This is a genomic window from Streptomyces sp. NPDC005195, assembly GCF_040608315.1.
In the GTDB taxonomy this organism is placed as follows: Bacteria; Actinomycetota; Actinomycetes; order Streptomycetales; family Streptomycetaceae; genus Streptomyces; species Streptomyces kaempferi.
The window spans coordinates 360117-379921 of sequence record NZ_JBEXHZ010000002.1 but is presented as its reverse complement, the minus strand read 5'-3'; the positions used below and the strand labels follow the sequence as shown (position 1 = coordinate 379921).

Here is a 19805-nt window from a genome sequence, read left to right as displayed (position 1 = left end):
GTGACCAGGACCGAGAGGGCAGGATGACCGCATGACGCACGCGATGCTGAAGGGGTCGAACATCCCGCTGGACGCCACAGCGGTTCGTGCCGTGCTGCGCTGGACCCCCGGGCAGGGTGTCCCGGACGTCGACGCCTCGGCGCTGCTCCTCGGTCCCGACGGTCGCGTGCGATCCGACGAGGACTTCGTCTTCTACAACCAGCCACGTCATCCTTCGGGCAAGGTCTGGCGGCTCGGCAAGAAGCGCGTCACCGAGGGCCTCACCGACACGATCCAGACAGATCTGGCCGGTGTCGAGTCCGGCGTCGGACAGATTCTGCTGGTCGCATCGGCGGACGGGGTCTCCTTCGATCACGTACGCTCCCTGCGCATTCTGCTGTACGACGCCTCGGGTGCCGAGGGTGAACCCCTGGCGTACTTCGACGTCAAGCCGGAGACGGGTACGGAGACGGCGCTGATCTGCGGCGAGCTGTACCGGCGCGGAGCGGGCTGGAAGTTCCGGGCGCTCGGCGAGGGTTATCCGAACGGGCTGGAGGGACTGGCCTCCGATTTCGGGATCACGGTGGACGAGTCGGCCCCTGAGACCGGGGCCGTGCCGGAGGCGGCGGACTGGGCCGTCCCGGTGACGTCGCCGGAGCCCTCGGTGCCGCTGCCGGCCGAACAGCCCGCTCCGGTGCCCCAGCAGCCCGCGTACGGCTATCCGCAGCCGCAGACGGCACCCGCGCAGCCCGCCTACGGCTATCCCCAGCCGGTGAGCCGGCCGGGCTACGGCTATCCGCAGCCGCAGACGGCGCCCGCCGTGCCGCCGGCGTACGGCTTCCCGCAGGCGGTCGGTACGCCGCCCGACCCGGATTTCCGGCTGCCGCCACAGGGGCCCCAGTTCGTCGGCCGCTGAGCGGCACCGTGGGGTGCCGTCCGGCCGGGGCGGCGCCGCGGCCGGGACGGGGAGTCGTCCTGCGGGGACGTCCACGCCGAGACGTGCTCAGCGGTCGACCTTGGACTTGTACCCCCGCCCCCACTGCAGTCCCCAGCCGTACAGCCGGTCGAGTTCGGCCTGGAAGCCGTAGACGAACTTCACCTCGCGGCGCACGGTGATCTCGCCCTTGTTGTTCTCGATCATCACGACCGCGCAGGACCGGGCCTGCGGATGGCGCTCGTCGAGACCGATCTCGATCCGCGGGCCGTTGCTCGGGTAGAGGGTGATGACGGCGTGGGTGCGGTCGAAGGCGGGCGTCTGGTCGTAGATGTAGACGAAGACCAGCAGCCGTTTGATGTCGTCACGGTGGTCGAGGTTGACGTACGCCGTCTCGCCCGACCCGGAACCGAAGCGGTCGTCGCCACTGAGTTTCACGAACGGCGGACCGTTGATCTCACCGAGGAGGCCGCCCAGCGGCTGCACCACGCCCTTGGTGCCGTCCGTGAGCTCGTAGAGCACGCCAAGGTCGAGGTCGACGTTCACCATGCTCTGGGTGTGCGCCTGGACCACGTCCGGCTTGAAGATCTTGAGGGGGTGGCGCAGCAGGCTGCCGCGCTGCTGGCCGCCGCCGATGTCGGAGGTCCGCATCCGCCAGGACAGGTTGATGCGCAGGTTGCCCGTGGCCGCGCCCTGCTTGGTGAGCGAGACCGTGTGGCTGCGTTTGGTCAGTTCTATGGAGTTGGTGGCCGCGCTGCCGGAGTCGAAGTCCGTCGTGCGTCCGCGCCACAGCTCGTCCCAGAAACCCATTACCGAATCCCGCCCCCATGTCGCCTCGATATGCGGCGGGGCGGCCGTGAGGACCGGTCCTCGACAGCCGCCCCGTTCAGAGCGTTCCCTCACCGGGCCCGGGTTCACACCCGCGCGGCGTCGCCCCGGGGGGCGTAAGCCCGTCAGACTCCGGACGAGACCTCAGTCTGCTCGTCCGAGGTCGTGCCTTTTCCCTCGGCGGCCGCGAGCGCGTTGTTGCGGCGCACCGACGACCAGAAGGACCAGCCGATCAGGACCACACCGACGAGACCGGTGATGACCTCGTTGATCTGGTACTGGATCGTGACGAGCAGGATCACGGAGAGGGCGCCGATCGCGTAGTGGGCGCCGTGCTCCAGGTAGACGTAGTCGTCGAGGGTGCCCTGGCGGACCAGGTAGACCGTGAGCGAACGGACGTACATGGCGCCGATGCCGAGACCGAGCGCCATCAGCACGATGTCGTTGGTGATGGCGAAGGCCCCGATGACGCCGTCGAAGGAGAACGACGCGTCCAGGACCTCGAGGTAGAGGAACATGAAGAAGGCGGCCTGGCCGGCCAGGACGACGGCGGGCTTCTTCTTGCCGGTCCGCTCGGCCTCCTCCTCTTCCTCGTGGGTGCGTTCCTCCTCCTCTTCGAGCCGGTCCTCGAAGTAGCCGGAGAGTCCGCCGACGACCATGTAGGTGATCAGACCGGCGATGCCGGAGATCAGTACCGTCTGCGCCTTGTCGGCGTGGCCGCCGCCGTGCTGGTGGGCGTGGACGGCGAAGGTGAAGGAGGTGATCAGCAGGACGATCAGGGCGATGCAGACCGACAGCATGTCGACCTTGCCGAGCTTGGCCAGCGGGCGCTCGATCCAGCGCAGCCACTGGATGTCCCGGTCCTCGAAGATGAAGTCGAGGAAGATCATCAGCAGGAACATGCCACCGAAGGCGGCGATCGACGGGTGGGCGTCGGTCACCAGCTGCTGGTACTTGTCCTTGTCGTTCAGCGCGAGATCGACCGCGTCGATCGGGCCGATCTTGGCGCTGATGGCGACGATGACGACGGGGAAGACCAGGCGCATACCGAAGACGGCGATCAGCACACCGACCGTGAGGAAGATCTTCTGCCAGAAGGCACTCATCTTCTTCAGGATTCCGGCGTTGACCACCGCGTTGTCGAAGGACAGCGAGATCTCCAGGACGGCCAGGATCGCCACGATGCCAAAGGCGGTCCACCCCCCGTAGAAGGCCGCTGCGACCAGACCGATCGCGGTAATCGCGAACGACCAGCCGAAGGTTTTCAGAAGCACTGGCTACCCAATCATCGTGTGGTGGGGGCACCCCCAAGCGCCGGCTTGGGGGAAGGCCTCCCCCGCGCCGTACTCGGCTTTACCTACTGTTGACCACGAAGTCTAGAGGCCTGCCCTCGGCTGGTGCAGGTGGGCCTAGGAAACATTGACTCCGAAGTCCAGGGCGATACCGCGCAATCCGGACGCGTACCCCTGCCCGACCGCGCGGAACTTCCACTCGCTGTTGTAGCGGTAGACCTCGCCGAAGATCATCGCGGTCTCCGTGGAGGCGTCCTCGGAGAGGTCGTAGCGGGCGAGCTCCTGGCCGTCGGCCTGGTTGACCACACGGATGAACGCGTTGCTGACCTGGCCGAAGGTCTGGCCGCGGTTGTCGGCCTCGTGGATGGAGACCGGAAAGACGATCTTGTCGACGTTGGCCGGCACCTTGGAGAGGTCGATCAGGATCGACTCGTCGTCGCCCTCTCCCTCACCCGTGAGGTTGTCCCCGGTGTGCTCCACCGAGCCGTCGGGGCTCTTGAGCTGGTTGTAGAAGACGAACCACTCGTCGCCCAGCACCCGGCCGGAGTTGCACAGCAGCGCGCTGGCGTCCAGGTCGAAGGGGGCTCCGGTGGTGGAACGCGCGTCCCAGCCGAGACCGATCATCACGTGTGTGAGGTTCGGTGCGGCCTTGGAGAGGGAGACATTGCCTCCCTTGGCGAGCGTGACGCCCATGATCTGATTCCTCCCCGGTGAAGCGTTCACTCAGTCCTGTGGGCGGTGTCCCCGCCGTTCCCGGCCGGCCCGTCCGTTCGGTCCGGGTCCGGGGGGTGTCTTCCCCCGGCACGGCACAGCATGCGCGCGGCGCCCCGGCGCTCATATGTCGCACACCGGGGCGCGCTGATATCGGGCAGGCCCGGCACCGCACCCGTGGAGGTGCGACGCCGGGCCGAGGAGCCGGAGGCCGCAAGCCGTAGGCCCACGACAGGGACCGGGCCGTACGGCCGGGGCTCGACGCCGGTGTACGGCTCAGACGTTGACGCCGAAGTCCTGCGCGATGCCGCGCAGACCCGAGGCGTATCCCTGGCCGATGGCGCGGAACTTCCACTCCGCGCCGTTGCGGTACAGCTCGCCGAAGACCATGGCGGTCTCCGTGGAGGCGTCCTCGGAGAGGTCGTAGCGGGCGATCTCCGCCTCACCGGCCTGGTTCACCACGCGGATGAACGCGTTGCGGACCTGGCCGAAGGACTGCTGGCGGTTCTCGGCGTCGTAGATGGAGACCGGGAACACGATCTTCTGGACGTCGGCCGGGACGGCGGCGAGATTCACCTTGATCTGCTCGTCGTCGCCCTCGCCCTCACCGGTGATGTTGTCGCCGGTGTGCTCGACCGAGCCGTCCGGGCTCTTCAGGTTGTTGAAGAACACGAAGTTCTGGTCGGAGCTGACCTTGCCGTCCGCGTTCGTGAGGATGGCGCTGGCGTCGAGGTCGAAGTCGACGCCGGTCGTCGTACGGGCGTCCCATCCCAGACCGACGATGACCGCGGTCAGTCCCGGGGCCTCCTTGGTCAGCGATACGTTGCCGCCCTTGCTGAGGCTGACTCCCACGAGTCCTCCCATTGGTGTCCGGGGGCGGGGAGCCCCGTCGTGCGTTGGTATCGGATCAACGTGTCGATCCTAGTGACGGGTTCCCGCACCCTGCAGGCCCTGCGACCGAAGAATCACAGGGTGTCGAGCGCCTTCACGTACTCGTTCAGGTCACGCGCGTCCGGCAGACCGTTGACCACGGTCCAGCGCACGACGCCCGCCTTGTCGATGATGAAGGTGCCGCGCACGGCGCACCCCTTGTCCTCGTCGAAGACGCCGTACGCGCGTGAAGTGTTGCCGTGCGGCCAGAAATCGGAGAGCAGCGGGTAGTCCAGGCTCTCCTGCTCGGCGAAGACGCGCAGGGTGTGGATGGAGTCGTTGGAGACGGCCAGCAGCTGGACGTCGTCGTTGACGAACTTCGGCAGTTCGTCGCGCAGGGCGCACAACTCGCCGGTGCACACACCGGTGAAAGCGAACGGGTAGAAGAGCAGCACCACGTTCTTCTCGCCGCGGAAGCCGGACAGCCGCACGGTGGCACCGTGGTTGTCCTTGAGCTCGAAGTCCGGTGCCTCGGTGCCGGCCTCGATCGCCATACTCACACGCTTCCCTTCCAGGGGGCTGTTCGGGTGACGACCACCCTACGCAGGGACGTCCGGGCGTCCCGTCCCGGCCCCGTCCATGGCCGAGGCCCCCGCCGGCGGATCGCCGGCGGGGGCCTCACACACACGGATGCTCTGCGGCAGACGGAGCGACAGCTCAGCGCTTCGACTTGGGCGTGGCCAGACGCGTGCCCGACCACTCCTTCCCCACGGAAATGCTCTTCGTCTGGGAGAGGCCTGCGGTCTGGGCGGCGTCATTGATGTCGCTGGGCTCGACGTAGCCGTCCCGGCCGGTCTTCGGGGTCAGCAGCCAGATCATGCCGCCGTCCTCAAGGAGACCGATGGCGTCCACCAGGGCATCCGTAAGGTCGCCGTCATCGTCGCGGAACCACAGCAGTACGACGTCTGCGACGTCGTCGTAGTCCTCATCGACCAGATCCTGGCCGATCAACGATTCGATACCTTCACGGAGGTCGTGGTCAACGTCGTCGTCGAAGCCGATCTCCTGGACCACCTGTCCGGGCTCGAACCCCAGCCTGCCGGCCGGGTTGGTCCGCTCCTCCGCGTGGTCCGCGGTCGCGCTCACGGCTTGCCTCCTGATCATGTTTCGGTAGATGTCTCAGCCACGCGCGTGCGCGCAGCATTGGCCGTAGTCCACACGGGCGGGGCGGATCGCGCAAGTACCCGGCCGTCGAGACCGCCGAAACGGTGACGATCCCGGCAGTGTCGGCGCAACTCCAGTCGGCGAATCACGGCCATAGGTGACGCACACCACACCTTTCTGCCCCATTTGTGAAGTTCGGAACCCTTGGAGCGTACGAGACCCGAACGACTTTGCGGAACGCGTCACGGAGTGAGCGTATCGTTGCGTTTTGGTCTGGCCCGTCCCGGCGATCTGCGGGAATGTCTCGGTTACCTCTCGGTAGAGATGACGATTCCGTTCCCGAGGTACACGATTGGGGAACGGTGCCGAGACACCGCGAATCCGCCCCAGACAGCGCCCAGAAAGCCCTTACTCAGCCCCTCGGGCTGCCTTCGGACAGCCCTTGACAGCGAAGGAACAGCGTGGCTTCCGGATCCGATCGCAATCCGATCATCATTGGCGGCCTTCCCAGTCAGGTCCCGGACTTCGACCCCGAAGAGACACAGGAGTGGCTCGACTCGCTCGACGCCGCCGTCGACGAGCGCGGCCGCGAGCGTGCCCGCTATCTGATGCTGCGGCTCATCGAGAGGGCCCGCGAGAAGCGCGTGGCCGTGCCCGAGATGCGCAGCACGGACTACGTCAACACCATCGCCACCAAGGACGAGCCCTTCTTCCCCGGCAACGAGGAGATCGAGCGCAAGATCCTCAACGCGACCCGCTGGAACGCGGCCGTGATGGTGTCCAGGGCCCAGCGTCCGGGTATCGGCGTCGGCGGTCACATCGCCACGTTCGCCTCCTCCGCCTCGCTCTACGACGTCGGCTTCAACCACTTCTTCCGTGGCAAGGACGAGGGCGACGGCGGTGACCAGATCTTCTTCCAGGGTCACGCGTCCCCCGGCATCTACGCCCGCGCGTTCCTGCTCGACCGGCTGAGCGAGCAGCGGCTCGACGCGTTCCGCCAGGAGAAGTCGAAGGCGCCGTACGGGCTGTCCTCGTACCCGCACCCGCGGCTGATGCCGGACTTCTGGGAGTTCCCGACCGTCTCGATGGGCCTCGGCCCGCTCGGTGCGATCTTCCAGGCGCGGATGAACCGCTACATGGAGGCGCGCGGCATCGCCGACACCTCCGCGTCGCACGTCTGGGCGTTCCTCGGGGACGGCGAGATGGACGAGCCGGAATCGCTCGGCCAGTTGTCCATCGCGGCTCGGGAGGGTCTCGACAACCTGACCTTCGTGGTCAACTGCAACCTCCAGCGTCTCGACGGCCCGGTGCGCGGCAACGGCAAGATCATCCAGGAACTGGAGTCGCAGTTCCGGGGCGCCGGATGGAACGTCATCAAGCTGGTGTGGGACCGCAGTTGGGACCCGCTGCTGGCGCAGGACCGCGACGGCATCCTGGTCAACAAGCTGAACACCACGCCCGACGGCCAGTTCCAGACGTACGCCACCGAGACCGGTTCGTACATCCGCGACCACTTCTTCGGCGACGACCAGCGGCTGCGCGCCATGGTCGAGGGCATGACCGACGCGCAGATCCTGCACCTGGGCCGTGGCGGTCACGACCACAAGAAGATCTTCGCGGCGTTCTCGGCGGCCAAGGCGCACGCGGGCCAGCCGACGGTGATCCTGGCGCAGACGGTCAAGGGCTGGACGCTCGGGCCGAACTTCGAGGGCCGCAACGCCACGCACCAGATGAAGAAGCTGACGGTCGCCGACCTCAAGGGCTTCCGCGACCGGCTGCACCTGCCGATCTCGGACAGGGAGCTGGAGGACGGCGCGCCGCCGTACTACCACCCGGGCCGCGACTCCGAAGAGATCCAGTACATGCACGACCGGCGCAAGGGACTCGGCGGCTACGTCCCGACGCGTGTCGTGCGCGCGAAGCCGCTGGAGCTTCCCGAGGACAAGACGTACGCGAGCGTGAAGAAGGGTTCAGGGCAGCAGTCGATCGCCACGACCATGGCGTTCGTGCGACTTCTGAAGGACCTCATGCGGGACAAGGAGATCGGCAGGCGTTTCGTGCTGATCGCGCCCGACGAGTACCGCACCTTCGGCATGGACTCCTTCTTCCCGAGCGCGAAGATCTACAATCCGCTCGGTCAGCAGTACGAGTCCGTGGACCGCGATCTGCTGCTCGCGTACAAGGAGTCGCCGACCGGTCAAATGCTGCACGACGGCATCTCGGAGGCGGGCTGCACCGCCTCGCTGATCGCGGCGGGCTCGGCGTACGCCACGCACGGCGAGCCGCTGATCCCCGTCTACGTCTTCTACTCGATGTTCGGTTTCCAGCGCACCGGTGACCAGTTCTGGCAGATGGCCGACCAGTTGGCGCGCGGTTTCGTGCTCGGCGCGACCGCCGGCCGTACGACGCTGACCGGCGAGGGACTGCAGCACGCGGACGGCCACTCCCAGCTGCTCGCCTCGACGAACCCGGGCTGTGTCGCGTACGACCCGGCGTACGGCTTCGAGATCGCGCACATCGTGAAGGACGGTCTGCGCCGGATGTACGGTCCGGACGCGGAGGACGTCTTCTACTACCTCACCGTCTACAACGAGCCGATCCAGCACCCGGCGGAGCCGGCGAACGTCGACGTGGAGGGCATCCTGAAGGGTGTCCACCGCTTCAGCGAGGGCACGTCGGGTTCGATCCCGGCGCAGATCCTGGCGTCGGGCGTCGCGGTTCCGTGGGCGCTGGAGGCGCAGCGGATCCTCGCCGCCGACTGGAACGTCAGGGCGGACGTCTGGTCGGCGACCTCGTGGAACGAGCTGCGGCGCGAGGCCGTGGACGTGGAGCGGCACAATCTGCTGCATCCCGAGGAGGAGCAGCGCGTGCCGTACGTGACGCGGAAGCTGAGCGGTTCCGAGGGACCGTTCGTGGCCGTGTCGGACTGGATGCGATCGGTTCCCGACCAGATCGCGCGCTGGGTGCCGGGGACGTACCAGTCGCTGGGCGCGGACGGTTTCGGCTTCGCGGACACGCGCGGGGCGGCGCGGCGCTTCTTCCACATCGACGCGCAGTCGATCGTGGTCGCGGTGCTGACCGAGCTGGCCCGTGAGGGCAAGGTCGACCGGTCGGTGCTGAAGCAGGCGATCGACCGCTACCAGCTGCTCGAAGTGGCGGCGGCCGACCCCGGCGCCGCGGGCGGCGACGCGTAGGACCCGCGTACATCGGCCGTGTGAGGGGCGGCGGAGCCTTGAGCTCCGCCGCCCCTCCGTCTTTCTTCCTACGATGCGGGTATGGAAGAGCTATCGGCACAGGACCGTTGGGAGCAGCGCACGCAACGGCCCCTGCTGGCGCTCGCGGTGGCGTTCGCCCTGGCCTACGCCGTGCCGATCGTGGACAGTGACGCCTCTCCCGCCGTGGCGGTGGCGTGCACGGCGGTGGAGTGGACGGTGTGGGGATCGTTCGCCGCCGACTACCTCGTACGGCTCCTGCTCGTCCGGCACCGCAAGGAGTTCGTCCGGACGCACTGGCTGGACCTGTGCGCGGTGATCCTGCCGATCCTTCAGCCGCTGCGGCTGCTGCGGCTGGTCGCCACCCTGACCCTGGTCGGACGGCGGGCCCGGATGGCCTCGCAGATCCAGCTGACGACCTATGTCGGGGGCGCGGTGATCGGGCTGCTCATGTTCGGTTCGCTCGCGGTGCTGTCGGTGGAGCGGGAGTCTCCGAACGGGAACATCAAGACGCTGGGTGACGCGGTGTGGTGGTCGTTCACGACGATGACGACGGTGGGGTACGGGGACCACGCGCCGACCACGGGGATGGGCCGTGTCCTCGCGGTCGGTCTGATGCTCTCGGGTATCGCCCTGCTCGGTGTCGTCACCGCCAACATCGCGGCGTGGTTCATCTCGCGGTTCGAGAAGGACGATGTGGAGGAGCGCCGGCGGACGGCGGCGATCGAGGCGCTGACGGAGGAGGTGCGGGCGCTTCGCGCGGAGGTCGCCGCGCTGTCGGGCGTCCGGGAGGTCGTCCGGCCCGCCGCGTCCGGGGTGGCGGGGGAGCACGCGCGCTGACGGGCGCGGCGGCGGGACCCCTCACTCTCGGAACTGCAGGCGCGCTGCCCCCCTCCGACAGCGCGCCGCAGATCCGTTCGCCCCCGTGTTCGTGCGGAGGGCGTGACCCACTGTGACCTGCGGCGCGTGCCGAACGGGTGGGATCTTGAGCGGTATCACCCGGAAGGGTGAAACCGGGCTGGAAAACGCCGGTCAGAGGTGACCGGCCCCCGCGCCCGCGGCGTCCGCGTTCTCGCCCCGCTTGGTGAGCAGCGCGACGAAGACCGCCACCACGGCCACCACGGCCGCGACCAGGCAGGCCAGGCTCATGCCGGAGACGAACGTGTCGTGGGCGACGGTCGTGATCTTCGCCGCGAGCTCGGGCGGGGTGCCCTTGGCCACCGGCGCGGCGCCGACCTGGACGGCCTGGGAGGCCTGGTCGAGCTGGGCCGGCGTGAGCGGCGGAAGCTTGGCGTCGGCCCAGTTGCCCGCGAGGTCGCCGTCGACCTTGGAGGCCATCACGGCGCCCAGGACCGCCGTGCCGAGGCTGCCGCCGATCTGCATCGCGGCCTGCTGGAGACCGCCGGCGACACCGGAGAGCTCCATCGGCGCGTTGCCCACGATGACCTCGGTGGCGCCGACCATGACCGGGGCGAGCCCGAGGCCGAGGCCGGCGAACCAGAGCGACATGACGGCGCCGCTGGTGCCCGTGTCCAGCGTGGACATGCCGTACATGGAGATCGCGGTGAGGGCCATGCCGCCCGCCAGCGGGATGCGCGGGCCCGTCTTGGTGATCAGGGCGCCGGCCAGCGGGGAGCCCACGATCAGCATGCCGGTGAGCGGGAGCAGGTGCAGTCCGGCGTCGACCGGGCTCATGCCGTGCACGTTCTGCAGGTAGAAGGTGACGAAGAACAGGCCGCCCAGGAAGGCGATGGCCATCAGCACCATGAGGACCACGCCCGCCGACAGCGGTACGGAGCGGAACAGGCCCAGCGGGATGAGCGGTTCCGCGACCCGCGTCTCCCAGAGGGCGAAGAGCGCGAACCCGAGCACCGAGGCGCCGAGGAAGGCCCAGGTGAGGCCGGAGCCCCAGCCCCAGGCCGGGGCCTTGATGAGCGCCCAGACCAGGCAGAACATGGCGCCGGAGAGCAGGGCGATGCCGGGGATGTCGAAGGAGCGCGGGGCGTTCCGCGCGCGGTGGTCGGTCAGGATCAGCACGCCGAGGACCAGCGCGGCGACACCGACCGGGACGTTGATGAAGAAGACGGACTGCCAGCTCACGTGCTGGACCAGCAGGCCACCGAGGATCGGGCCGCCCGCGGTGGAGGCTCCGATGACCATGCCCCAGATACCGATCGCCATGTTCAGCTTCTCGGCCGGGAAGGTGGCCCGCAGCAGGCCGAGGGCGGCCGGCATGAGCAGCGCGCCGAACAAGCCCTGGAAGACACGGAAGGTGACCACCAGGGCGATACTGTCGGACAGGCCGATGGCCCCGGAGGCCGCGGCGAAGCCGACCACGCCGATCAGGAAGGTCTGGCGGTGCCCGAAGCGGTCGCCGAGCTTGCCCGCGGTGATCAGGGTGACCGCGAGGGCGAGGAAGTACCCGTTGGTGATCCACTGGACGTCGGCGAAGGTCGCGCCCAGGTCCTTCTGGATGGCCGGGTTGGCGATGGCGACGATGGTGCCGTCCAGGGCGACCATCATGACGCCGACGGCGACGGTGAACAGGGTGAACCACGGGTGGCCGCGCAGCCCGGAGGCCCCCGGCGGATCCGACGGGGCGACCGGCGTCCTGTCCCCGGGCCCCGTCGTCTCGATGGTGGTCTGACTAGTCATGCGCCGAGGCTAGTGACAGCCGCTGACAATTGACAAACCAGTTCACAAGTCGGCAACTGTCACGTCACTCACGAGTACGCTGAGCTGGACGGGAGAACGGAAGAGGACCCCATGGACACGACCCCCGTCACACAGATGGCGCCGCGTCCGGGCCTGCGCGAACGCAAGAAGCAGCGCACCCGGGACGCGCTGCTGCGGGCCGCCCTCGAACTGTTCGTCACACAGGGCTACGAACGCACGACCGTGGACGAGATCGCCGAGGCGGTCGACGTCTCGCAGCGCACCTTCTTCCGTTACTTCGCGGGCAAGGAGGACGTCGCCCTGTTCACCCAGGGCATCGCCGAGTCGCGCTTCCTCGCCGCCGTCCGCGAACGCCCTCCCCATGAAGCCCCGTTGGAGACACTCCGCGGTGCCGTACTGGAGGGCTGGGACACCATCAGCGACGCGGTCGAGGCGGTGGTCCCGATCGAACTGCACATGCGCGCCCACCGGTTGATCGAGGCGACGCCCGCACTGCTGGCCGCCCATCTGCGCCGTTCCGCCGAGCTCGAGGACGAGATCGCCCGGGTGATCGCCGAGCGCGAGGGGCTCGACGTGGACACGGATCCGCGACCGCGGGTCGCGGTGGCCGTGTTCTGTGGGTTGATGCGGGTGACGCACCGGATGTGGGGCGCGGGCGAGGACGACAGTGTCGAGGCGATCCGCGCACTGACCGTCACCCATCTCGACCACCTGGGGCCCGCATTGGCGGAGAAATGGCGCACGGAATGAGCAACTCCGCGCACACAACGTCACTATTTATCTGAAACTGAACCCGCTTTGCCCCAATTACCCCGCCAGAAACGTGATCCCCACCACTCATTTAACGGGAGGCACCCCTCTTCTCCTAGGGTGTCCTCTCAGTGACTTCCTTCGACACATCTCCCCAACTGAACGTCTGGCGCGCACTGCTCGCGCTGGCCGTGGTTTTCGTGATGCTGGCCACCAGTGGCTGGACCGCGGTCCACAGCCATCGGGGGGCAACCCCCCTCCAGGCGTCCCGCTCCGCGTGGGAGCACGGCCGGGTCGCCGGACAGGCTCTCCCGGACCCCGACTCCGCACCGGGCCGCCTGTCCCGCTTCTTCGCCTCGCTCGACCCCCACCAGCGCGCCCGGCTGGCGCACCGCTACCCGCTCGCGGTCGGCAACATGAACGGCGCGCCCGTACGGCTGCGCTACACGGCCAACCGCATCGCCATCGGGCAGCAGCGCGGGATCGAGCTCGGGCGCATGCACGACAACCGGCTCTCCTCCGTCGGGCAGCAGGAGGCCGGCCGCCGCATGCACCGCTACGAGGCGATGCTGCACAAGGGCCGCACCTTCCTCGCCTTCGATCCCATGGGCTCGGGCCGGGTCGCCGAGGTCTTCGGCAACCTCGACAGGGCCCAGCGGATCTCCGTCGTGGTTCCCGGCGTCGACACCGACCTGCTCACCTTCCAGCGCACCAACAAGAAGTACTCGGCGCCGGTCGGCATGGCGACCTCCCTCTACGGGGCGGAGCGCGCGGCGAGCCCCCGGACCCGTACGGCCGTGATCGCCTGGGCCGACTACACCACGCCCAGCGGACTCGGCATGGACGCGGCCACCGGCGTCCGCGCGCAGGAAGGCGCGGTCCGGCTGAACGCGCTGCTGCGCGCGCTGCCCGGCAAGGCCCCCGTCGCCCTGTACTGCCACAGCTACGGCTCGGTGCTGTGCGGTGTCGCCGCCCACACGCTGCCCTCCCGGGTCTCCGACATAGCGGTCGCGGGCAGTCCCGGCATGCGGGCCGACAAGGCTTCGGCACTGCACACCTCCGCCCGCGTCTGGGCGATGCGGGACTCCGACGACTGGATCCAGGACGTCCCGTACCTCGAGTTCGGCGGCCTCGGACACGGCGCCGACCCGGTGTCGAAGGGGTTCGGCGCGCGGGTGCTGTCCGCCCGGGACGCGAAGGGCCACGGCGGATATTTCGAGCCCGGTACCGAGAGCCTGCGCAACTTCGCGGAAATCGGCGTTGGCGCATACGAAGCGGTGCGGTGCGCGCACGACGACGACGTCTGCCGGCAGGACCTGCCCGCCACCTCGGCGGCGGGACGCGCGTAGAGGACCGGAGAAGTGCGGCCCGCCCGAGGAGGGGACTCCGGCGGGCGCGCCGCTTACGATGGCCCTCATGGGTGACGTACTGGCCGGATTTCATGCCGCCTGGGAGTTCGAGTCCGACTCCGTGCTCATCCGCTTCGAGCGGGGGATCCGTACCCCGAAGCTGTTCCAGGCGCTCGGCGAACGCCGGGTCCCGCTGGAGGCGATCGAGGCGGTCACACTGGCGCCGGGCAGGCGCGGCACGGTCGTGCTGCACGCCGTCCCCAAAGCGGGCGCCGATCCACTGATGGACGCGGCCGCCGGGCAGCTGAAGGAGGGGTGCGACCCCTATCGGCTGGTGCTGCCCTCCGACCGGGAGACCCTCGCCGAGTACTACGCGGACGAGCTGCGCGCCCGGCTGCCCGAGGACACCGGACCCCCCGAGCGCCATCTGGTCGCGGCACCCGAGGCGCCGCTGCGGTTCAAGGCGTACGACGGGAGGGCGGCCTTCGACGGCACTTCGGTGTCCTTCCGCTGGTTCTGGACCGGCGCGTCCTCCGCCAAGTGGAAGGCCGGCGACCAGAGTTTCCCGGTCACCGGACTGAGCGGCGTCGAGTGGCGCTCCCCCGAGGTCTTCGAGGGTCATCTGCGGCTGCTGCGCCGCGAGCCCGCATCCGCGCAGCCCGCCCAGGCCGACCAGGATCCGGCCGCCGTCGTCTTCGGGCTCGGTTACGGGCCCGTCCACGAGTCGCTCCCGTTCGCGGCCTCGGTGCTCGCCGCCGTACGGGCCTCGGGCCCCGCACCGGTGACCGTGGTCCCCGCTCCCCGCCGCGACCCGGCCGACATCGCCGACCGCATCCGCCACCTCGGCGAGCTGCACGAGGCGGGACTGGTCACGGACGAGGAGTTCACCAGGAAGAAGGCGGAGCTGCTGGCGGAGCTGTGAGACGCGCCGGCGACCGCCGCGTCCTACTCCCGCCCCGCCGAAGAGAACGACATGTCCGCGTACCGCTCCCCCGCCACCTTCGAGGCGATCGGTTCCAGCAGCGCCATCTCCTCGTCGAGGAGAACGATCCGCGTGGCCGCCGCGTTCTCCTCGACCCGGCCGCGCCGGCGGGTCCCCGGAATCGGCACCGCCGCGACCCCGTACGACGCGGCCTGCCGCCGCACCCAGGCCAGCGCGACCTGGCCGAGCGAGGCGCCGTGCGCCCCGGCTATCTCGCGCACCGGCTCCAGCAGGGCCGCGTTGACGGCCGCGTTGTCGCCGGTGAAGCGGGGCTGCTGCCGGCGGAAGTCGGTGGCGGTGAGGTCCGTGTCGGCGTTGGCGAACGATCCGGTCAGGAAACCGCGCCCGAGCGGCGAGTACGGGACGAGCGCCACGCCCAGCTCCTCGGCCGCCGGAACCACGCCCGCCTCGATGTCCCGGCTGAACAGCGACCACTCCGACTGCACGGCGGTGATCGGGTGCACGGCCTGCGCGGCGCGCAGCTCCCCGCCGGTGACCTCACTGAGCCCGAGGTGCTTGACCTTGCCCTCGCGCACCAGCTCGGACATGACCCCGACGGTCTCCTCGATGGGGATGTTCACGTCACGGCGGTGCATGTAGTAGAGATCGATCACGTCGACGTCCAGCCGCTTCAGGCTCGCCTCGACGGCCTGGCGGATGTACGGGGCGTCGTTGCGGACGACCCGCGTCGTCGGGGCGTCCGGCGGGATAGCAAGGCCGAACTTCGTCGCGATGACGACCTCGTCGCGGTGCGCCCTGAAGAACGGCGACAGGAATCTCTCGTTGTCGCCCTGGCCGTAGGCGTCCGCGGTGTCGAAGAGCGTGACGCCGAGTTCCAGCGCCCGCTCCAGGGTGGCCCGCGCCTCGTCGGCGTCGGTGGGCCCGTACGCGAAGCTCATCCCCATGCAGCCCAGGCCCTGTGCCCCGACCTCGGGGCCGTCGGTGCCGAGCCGTACCTTCGCGATCTTGCCGTCCGTCATCAGGACCTCTCCGACGCCAGGGGCCGCCCGGCGTCCGCATAGAAACTGATCTTGTGGTCGAGGACCGCCAGGGTGTCCTGGAGCTCGGCGATCCGCGCCTTCACGTCCCGGCGGGTGGCTTCCAGGAGCTCGAAGCGCTGGAGGTAGGTGTCGTCGCCCGCCCGCACCAGTTCCGCGTACCGCACCATGTCGGCGACCGGCATGCCGGTGAGCCGGAGCTTGCCGACCAGGCTCAGCCAGTCCAGGTCGCGGTTGCTGTACCGGCGCTGCCCGGTGTGCGAGCGGTCGATGTGCGGCATGAGACCGATCCGCTCGTACCAGCGCAGGGTGTGCGCGGACAGGCCGGTGAAGGCGACGACCTCGCTGATCGTGTAACTGTCCTGGCCGTCCGGGCGCCGCTGCCGCTCGGGAGGCGCCCCGCACACATCCGTCCTGGTGCCGGTCTCGGCGGCCTCGGCCGTGGTCTCCATCACCGTCATGACCTCCACGCTAAAACCTTGGAGTGCACTCCAAGCAAGCGGAATCCGGTAAAAGGCGGCCGCCGCGGAACGGAGGACGCCCGCGGGGTGCGCTGGCTACCGTGCGGATCATGATTCCCGTACGCCGCGCCCTGCCCGAGGACGCACCGGAAGTGCTCCGCCTGCGCCAGGTCATGCTCGACTCGGTCTTCACCACCGACGGCTCCACCGAGTGGCACGCCGGGTCGCTCCCGACGATACGCGGCAGGCTGGCCCGTCCCGAGGGCGACTTCGCGGCCTTCGTCGTCGACCACCCCGGCCGGCCGGGCGCGCTGGCCGCGCTCGTCGCCGGGACCATCGAGTACCGGATCGGGCGCCCCGGCAATCCGCGGGGCGCGGTCGGTCACGTCTTCAGCGTCGCCACCGACCCCGACGCGCGGCGCCGGGGGTACGCGCGGGCCTGTATGGAGACGCTGCTCGACTGGTTCCGCGAGCGGGACGTGCCCCAGGTCGGCCTCAACGCCTCCGCCGAGGCCGAGCCGCTGTACGCGTCCCTCGGGTTCGTGCGCAAGCCGGACCCCTCGATGCGGCTACGGCTGTGAGCCGCCTAGGCTCGTACCCATGTCCCTGCGCAGCCTGGCGTTGATCGAGAACTGGCCCGTCCCCACGGCCGCGGCCGCCGTCGTCCGTGCGGACGGCACGGTGACGGGGTCGTACGGTCCGGTCGGCCACCGCTTCCCCCTCGCCTCGGTCACCAAGCCGCTCACCGCGTACGCCGCGCTCGTCGCGTACGAGGAGGGGGCCGTCGATCTCGACGAGCCGGCGGGCCCGGCCGGTGCGACGGTCCGTCATCTCCTCGCGCACACCTCCGGGCTCGCCTTCGACGAGCACCGGGTGACGTCCCCGCCCGGGCAGCGGCGGCTGTATTCCAACGCCGGGTTCGAGGTCCTCGGGGACCACATCGCCAAGGCGACGGACATCCCCTTCCCCGAATACCTGCGGCAGGCGGTGCTGGAGCCGCTGGGCATGACGGGGACGTCGTGCAACGGCTCGCCCGCGAAGGACGGGGTGTCGACGGTGGCGGACCTCGTGCGGTTCGCCGCGGAGGTCCAGGCGCCGCGACTGCTCGATCCGCGGACGGTGGCGGACGCGATGACCGTGCAGTACCCCTGTACGAAGGGGGTGGTGCCGGGATACGGCCACCAGAACCCCAACGACTGGGGGCTCGGTTTCGAGATCCGTGACTCCAAGTCCCCGCACTGGACGGGTGCCTCGTCCTCGCCGCGTACCTTCGGACACTTCGGGCAGTCCGGTACGTTCCTGTGGATCGACCCGGTGGCGGGCGCCGCGTGCGTCGCCCTCACGGACCGGGCGTTCGGCCCGTGGGCGGCGGAGGCGTGGCCGCCTTTCACGGACGCGGTGCTCCTGGAGCTGCGCGGCTGAGGCGACGGGACTTCGGGACACCGGGGGTGGTTCCTCGCGCCCGGCGCCTTCCAGCCGCACGGGAAGCTCCGCGAGCCACCTGACACCGGGGGCGAGGCACTCGAAAACCGGGGCCGCGGGTCTCAGCGCGAGGCCGTCATCTCCCACAGCAACAGCTCCGCCGGAGTCGTCGCCACCGCCTCGAGATCCTTCGCGTCCGTGATCCGGGCCGCGTCCCCCGGCCCCAGCTCCGCGCCGTCCACCCGCACCTCGCCCCGCACCGCGTGGACGTACACGAACGCCGCGTCGGGGACCGCCGTCCGCTCCCCCACCGCCAGCCGCCGCACGTGCAGCATCGCCTCCGCCTCCGGGACCGCGTACGGCGTGGAGTCCGCGATGCCGTGGACGACCTCGTAGGACGGGACACCGCCGGGCGCCGCCGGGGCCAGCCACATCTGCACGAACACCAGCGGGCCCGGCCCGTCGTTGCGCTCGACGTGCCGTATGCCGGCCGCCGCGCTCAGCCGCTGCACGTCCCCGGCCCGCACCAGTGACTCGTGACCGCCCGAATCCCGGTGGGTCAGTTCCCCCTCCACCACCCACGTGACGATCTCGGTGTGACTGTGCGGGTGCTCGTCGAATCCCGCACCGGGCGCGAGCCGTTCCTCGTTGCAGGCGATCACCGCGCCGAAGCGGAGGTTGTCCGGGTCGTAGTGCGGGCCGAAGGAGAAGGCGTGCAGCGAGGAGATCCCGGCCGCCGGGTCCCCTCCTCGGTAGCGCTCGTCAGCGCGCCGTACCTCGATCACATCCGCCACATCCGCCGGCGCCGTACGTCCGTCACGTCTCCCACCGTAGCCCCGCTCCCCTCCCTCCCCGCCCGGATAAGAGACCCGCCGCCGCACAGCTCCGTCCTGATAAGGCAGTCTTGTCCCGTGCCCGAACCCGAACGCAGCAACCCCGAGCGCCCAGCGCACGACATCCACACGCACACAGCGACCCTGAAGCGGCTGGAGAAGTCGTCCGGAAGTCTCGCCGCGCAGGCCATCGCGCGGATGGACGAGACGCTGCCGTGGTACCGGGCCATGCCACCGGAGAACCGTTCCTGGATCGGGCTCGTCGCCCAGGCCGGTATCGCCGCGTTCACCGAGTGGTTCCGGCGTCCCGACGCGCCCCAGGCCATCTCCACCGACGTGTTCGGCACCGCCCCCCGCGAGCTGACCAGGGCCATCACCCTGCGCCAGACCGTCGAGATGGTGCGGACGACGATCGAGGTGATGGAGAGCGCCATCGACGAGGTGGCCGCTCCCGGCGACGAGTCCGTGCTGCGCGAGGCCCTCCTCGTCTACGCCCGTGAGATCGCCTTCGCCACCGCCCAGGTCTACGCGCAGGCCGCCGAGGCCCGCGGTGCCTGGGACGCCCGGCTGGAGTCCCTGGTCGTGAACGCCGTGCTCTCCGGCGAGGCGGACGAGGGCGCCGTCTCCCGCGCCGCCGCTCTCGGCTGGAACTCCCCCGAACACGTCTGCGTGGTGCTGGGTACGGCACCCGACGGTGACAGCGAGCTGACCGTCGAGGCCATCCGGCGGGCGGCCCGGCACGCCAAGCTGCAGGTGCTGACCGGGGTGCTCGGGGACCGGCTCGTGGTGATCGCGGGCGGCAGCGACAACCCGCTCGCGGTGGCCAAGTCGCTGATCGGCCCGTACGCCGCCGGGGCCGTCGTCGCCGGGCCGATCGTGCCCGACCTGCTCGCCGCGACCCGCTCCGCGCAGGCCGCCGCGGCCGGTCTGAAGGCGTGTTTCGCCTGGCAGGACGCCCCGCGCCCGGTCCTCGCGGACGATCTGCTGCCGGAGCGCGCGATCGCCGGAGATCCCTCGGCCCGTGAGCAGCTGGTGGAGGAGATCTACAGACCACTGGAGGAAGCCGGCTCCGCGCTCCTCGAAACCCTCAGTGTCTATCTGGAACAGGCGAGCAGCCTCGAAGGCGCGGCCCGAATGCTCTTCGTTCACCCCAACACCGTGCGCTACCGGCTGCGACGTGTGACTGACGTCACCGGTTGGTCGCCCTCGGATGTACGATCCGCCTTCACACTGCGGATCGCGCTCATCCTGGGGCGTCTGGCCGATGGAGATCTCCAGACGTAGGCATTTGTCGGAGCCCTACAATTCCCCCTCGTGTTCTTCGTCCCTGTCCCCACGGGCGGC

Annotated in this window: 19 protein-coding genes; 9 read left to right on the top strand and 10 right to left on the bottom strand. The window is 69.6% G+C overall.

Annotation, left to right across the window (positions count from 1 at the left end):
• The first annotated feature begins 31 nt into the window (after positions 1-31).
• The gene (locus ABZV34_RS04255; protein ID WP_356271193.1) at positions 32-895 is read left to right on the top strand and encodes a TerD family protein; all 864 of its coding nucleotides are present in this window, start codon (positions 32-34) and stop codon (positions 893-895) included.
• Positions 896-982: 87 nt separating this feature from the next.
• Here ABZV34_RS04255 and ABZV34_RS04250 read toward each other — a convergent pair whose 3' ends face one another.
• From ABZV34_RS04250 to ABZV34_RS04225, 6 genes are all read right to left on the bottom strand, one after another.
• Positions 983-1723, bottom strand: a complete 741-nt coding sequence (locus tag ABZV34_RS04250) for a Tellurium resistance (protein ID WP_168527941.1) — start codon at positions 1721-1723, stop codon at positions 983-985.
• Positions 1724-1866: 143 nt separating this feature from the next.
• A complete protein-coding gene (locus tag ABZV34_RS04245; RefSeq protein WP_356271192.1) occupies positions 1867-3015 on the bottom strand; it encodes a DUF475 domain-containing protein in 1149 nt (382 codons plus the stop codon).
• 135 nt (positions 3016-3150) lie between these two features.
• Positions 3151-3726: a TerD family protein gene (locus ABZV34_RS04240; RefSeq protein WP_148013792.1), complete on the bottom strand. Its 576-nt coding sequence runs from the start codon at positions 3724-3726 to the stop codon at positions 3151-3153.
• 294 nt (positions 3727-4020) lie between these two features.
• Positions 4021-4596, bottom strand: coding sequence for a TerD family protein (locus ABZV34_RS04235; RefSeq protein WP_148013793.1), 576 nt, complete (start codon positions 4594-4596; stop codon positions 4021-4023).
• Between the two features lie 113 nt (positions 4597-4709).
• Positions 4710-5168: a peroxiredoxin gene (locus tag ABZV34_RS04230; protein ID WP_356271191.1), complete on the bottom strand. Its 459-nt coding sequence runs from the start codon at positions 5166-5168 to the stop codon at positions 4710-4712.
• Positions 5169-5331: 163 nt separating this feature from the next.
• Positions 5332-5760 (bottom strand): DUF3052 domain-containing protein, encoded by a 429-nt coding sequence (locus tag ABZV34_RS04225; RefSeq protein WP_356271190.1) that lies wholly within the window; start codon positions 5758-5760, stop codon positions 5332-5334.
• Between the two features lie 479 nt (positions 5761-6239).
• On the opposite strand from ABZV34_RS04225, the gene aceE reads away from it, so the two are divergent.
• Positions 6240-8972, top strand: a complete 2733-nt coding sequence (gene aceE, locus ABZV34_RS04220) for a pyruvate dehydrogenase (acetyl-transferring), homodimeric type (RefSeq protein WP_356271189.1) — start codon at positions 6240-6242, stop codon at positions 8970-8972.
• An 81-nt stretch (positions 8973-9053) separates the two neighbouring features.
• Complete coding sequence (locus ABZV34_RS04215; RefSeq protein ID WP_356271188.1) at positions 9054-9830, top strand: potassium channel family protein; 777 nt, start codon at positions 9054-9056, stop codon at positions 9828-9830.
• A gap of 192 nt (positions 9831-10022) precedes the next feature.
• On the opposite strand, the gene ABZV34_RS04210 is transcribed toward ABZV34_RS04215, so the two are convergent.
• A complete protein-coding gene (locus ABZV34_RS04210) occupies positions 10023-11645 on the bottom strand; it encodes an MFS transporter (protein WP_356271187.1) in 1623 nt (540 codons plus the stop codon).
• A 111-nt stretch (positions 11646-11756) separates the two neighbouring features.
• On the opposite strand from ABZV34_RS04210, the gene ABZV34_RS04205 reads away from it, so the two are divergent.
• The 3 genes from ABZV34_RS04205 (at position 11757) to ABZV34_RS04195 (ending at position 14687) form a co-directional block, all read left to right on the top strand.
• Positions 11757-12416: a TetR family transcriptional regulator gene (locus ABZV34_RS04205; RefSeq protein ID WP_356271186.1), complete on the top strand. Its 660-nt coding sequence runs from the start codon at positions 11757-11759 to the stop codon at positions 12414-12416.
• Between the two features lie 131 nt (positions 12417-12547).
• Positions 12548-13765: an alpha/beta hydrolase gene (locus ABZV34_RS04200; RefSeq protein ID WP_356271185.1), complete on the top strand. Its 1218-nt coding sequence runs from the start codon at positions 12548-12550 to the stop codon at positions 13763-13765.
• A gap of 67 nt (positions 13766-13832) precedes the next feature.
• Positions 13833-14687, top strand: coding sequence for a DUF4429 domain-containing protein (locus ABZV34_RS04195; protein WP_356271184.1), 855 nt, complete (start codon positions 13833-13835; stop codon positions 14685-14687).
• A 23-nt stretch (positions 14688-14710) separates the two neighbouring features.
• Here the strand turns inward: ABZV34_RS04195 and ABZV34_RS04190 are convergent, their stop codons facing one another.
• Together ABZV34_RS04190 and ABZV34_RS04185 are read right to left on the bottom strand one after the other, a co-directional pair.
• Positions 14711-15727, bottom strand: coding sequence for an aldo/keto reductase (locus ABZV34_RS04190; RefSeq protein WP_356271183.1), 1017 nt, complete (start codon positions 15725-15727; stop codon positions 14711-14713).
• A complete protein-coding gene (locus ABZV34_RS04185; protein ID WP_356271182.1) occupies positions 15727-16206 on the bottom strand; it encodes a MerR family transcriptional regulator in 480 nt (159 codons plus the stop codon). The genes ABZV34_RS04190 and ABZV34_RS04185 overlap by 1 nt, the downstream gene beginning before the upstream one ends.
• A gap of 110 nt (positions 16207-16316) precedes the next feature.
• Between ABZV34_RS04185 and ABZV34_RS04180 the strand changes: the two genes are divergently transcribed.
• Together ABZV34_RS04180 and ABZV34_RS04175 are read left to right on the top strand one after the other, a co-directional pair.
• Entirely contained in the window at positions 16317-16787 is a 471-nt protein-coding gene (locus ABZV34_RS04180; RefSeq protein ID WP_356271181.1) for a GNAT family N-acetyltransferase, read from the top strand.
• Positions 16788-16806: 19 nt separating this feature from the next.
• Positions 16807-17628 carry a serine hydrolase domain-containing protein gene (locus tag ABZV34_RS04175; RefSeq protein ID WP_356271180.1) on the top strand — a complete coding sequence of 274 codons (822 nt, stop codon included), beginning with the start codon at positions 16807-16809 and terminating at the stop codon, positions 17626-17628.
• 122 nt (positions 17629-17750) lie between these two features.
• Here ABZV34_RS04175 and ABZV34_RS04170 read toward each other — a convergent pair whose 3' ends face one another.
• Complete coding sequence (locus ABZV34_RS04170; protein WP_356271247.1) at positions 17751-18413, bottom strand: pirin family protein; 663 nt, start codon at positions 18411-18413, stop codon at positions 17751-17753.
• A gap of 126 nt (positions 18414-18539) precedes the next feature.
• On the opposite strand from ABZV34_RS04170, the gene fasR reads away from it, so the two are divergent.
• Positions 18540-19745, top strand: a complete 1206-nt coding sequence (fasR, locus tag ABZV34_RS04165) for a fatty acid biosynthesis transcriptional regulator FasR (protein ID WP_356271179.1) — start codon at positions 18540-18542, stop codon at positions 19743-19745.
• The last annotated feature ends 60 nt before the right edge of the window (positions 19746-19805 follow it).

Coding starts and splice junctions, on each gene's coding strand:
- ABZV34_RS04180 (WP_356271181.1), top strand. CDS start 16,317: ATGATTCCCGTACGCCGCGCCCTGCCCGAGGACGCACCGGAAGTGCTC.
- ABZV34_RS04230 (WP_356271191.1), bottom strand. CDS start 5,168: ATGGCGATCGAGGCCGGCACCGAGGCACCGGACTTCGAGCTCAAGGAC.
- ABZV34_RS04190 (WP_356271183.1), bottom strand. CDS start 15,727: ATGACGGACGGCAAGATCGCGAAGGTACGGCTCGGCACCGACGGCCCC.
- ABZV34_RS04250 (WP_168527941.1), bottom strand. CDS start 1,723: ATGGGTTTCTGGGACGAGCTGTGGCGCGGACGCACGACGGACTTCGAC.
- ABZV34_RS04195 (WP_356271184.1), top strand. CDS start 13,833: ATGGGTGACGTACTGGCCGGATTTCATGCCGCCTGGGAGTTCGAGTCC.
- ABZV34_RS04210 (WP_356271187.1), bottom strand. CDS start 11,645: ATGACTAGTCAGACCACCATCGAGACGACGGGGCCCGGGGACAGGACG.
- ABZV34_RS04185 (WP_356271182.1), bottom strand. CDS start 16,206: ATGACGGTGATGGAGACCACGGCCGAGGCCGCCGAGACCGGCACCAGG.
- ABZV34_RS04215 (WP_356271188.1), top strand. CDS start 9,054: ATGGAAGAGCTATCGGCACAGGACCGTTGGGAGCAGCGCACGCAACGG.
- ABZV34_RS04175 (WP_356271180.1), top strand. CDS start 16,807: ATGTCCCTGCGCAGCCTGGCGTTGATCGAGAACTGGCCCGTCCCCACG.
- ABZV34_RS04255 (WP_356271193.1), top strand. CDS start 32: ATGACGCACGCGATGCTGAAGGGGTCGAACATCCCGCTGGACGCCACA.
- ABZV34_RS04205 (WP_356271186.1), top strand. CDS start 11,757: ATGGACACGACCCCCGTCACACAGATGGCGCCGCGTCCGGGCCTGCGC.
- ABZV34_RS04240 (WP_148013792.1), bottom strand. CDS start 3,726: ATGGGCGTCACGCTCGCCAAGGGAGGCAATGTCTCCCTCTCCAAGGCC.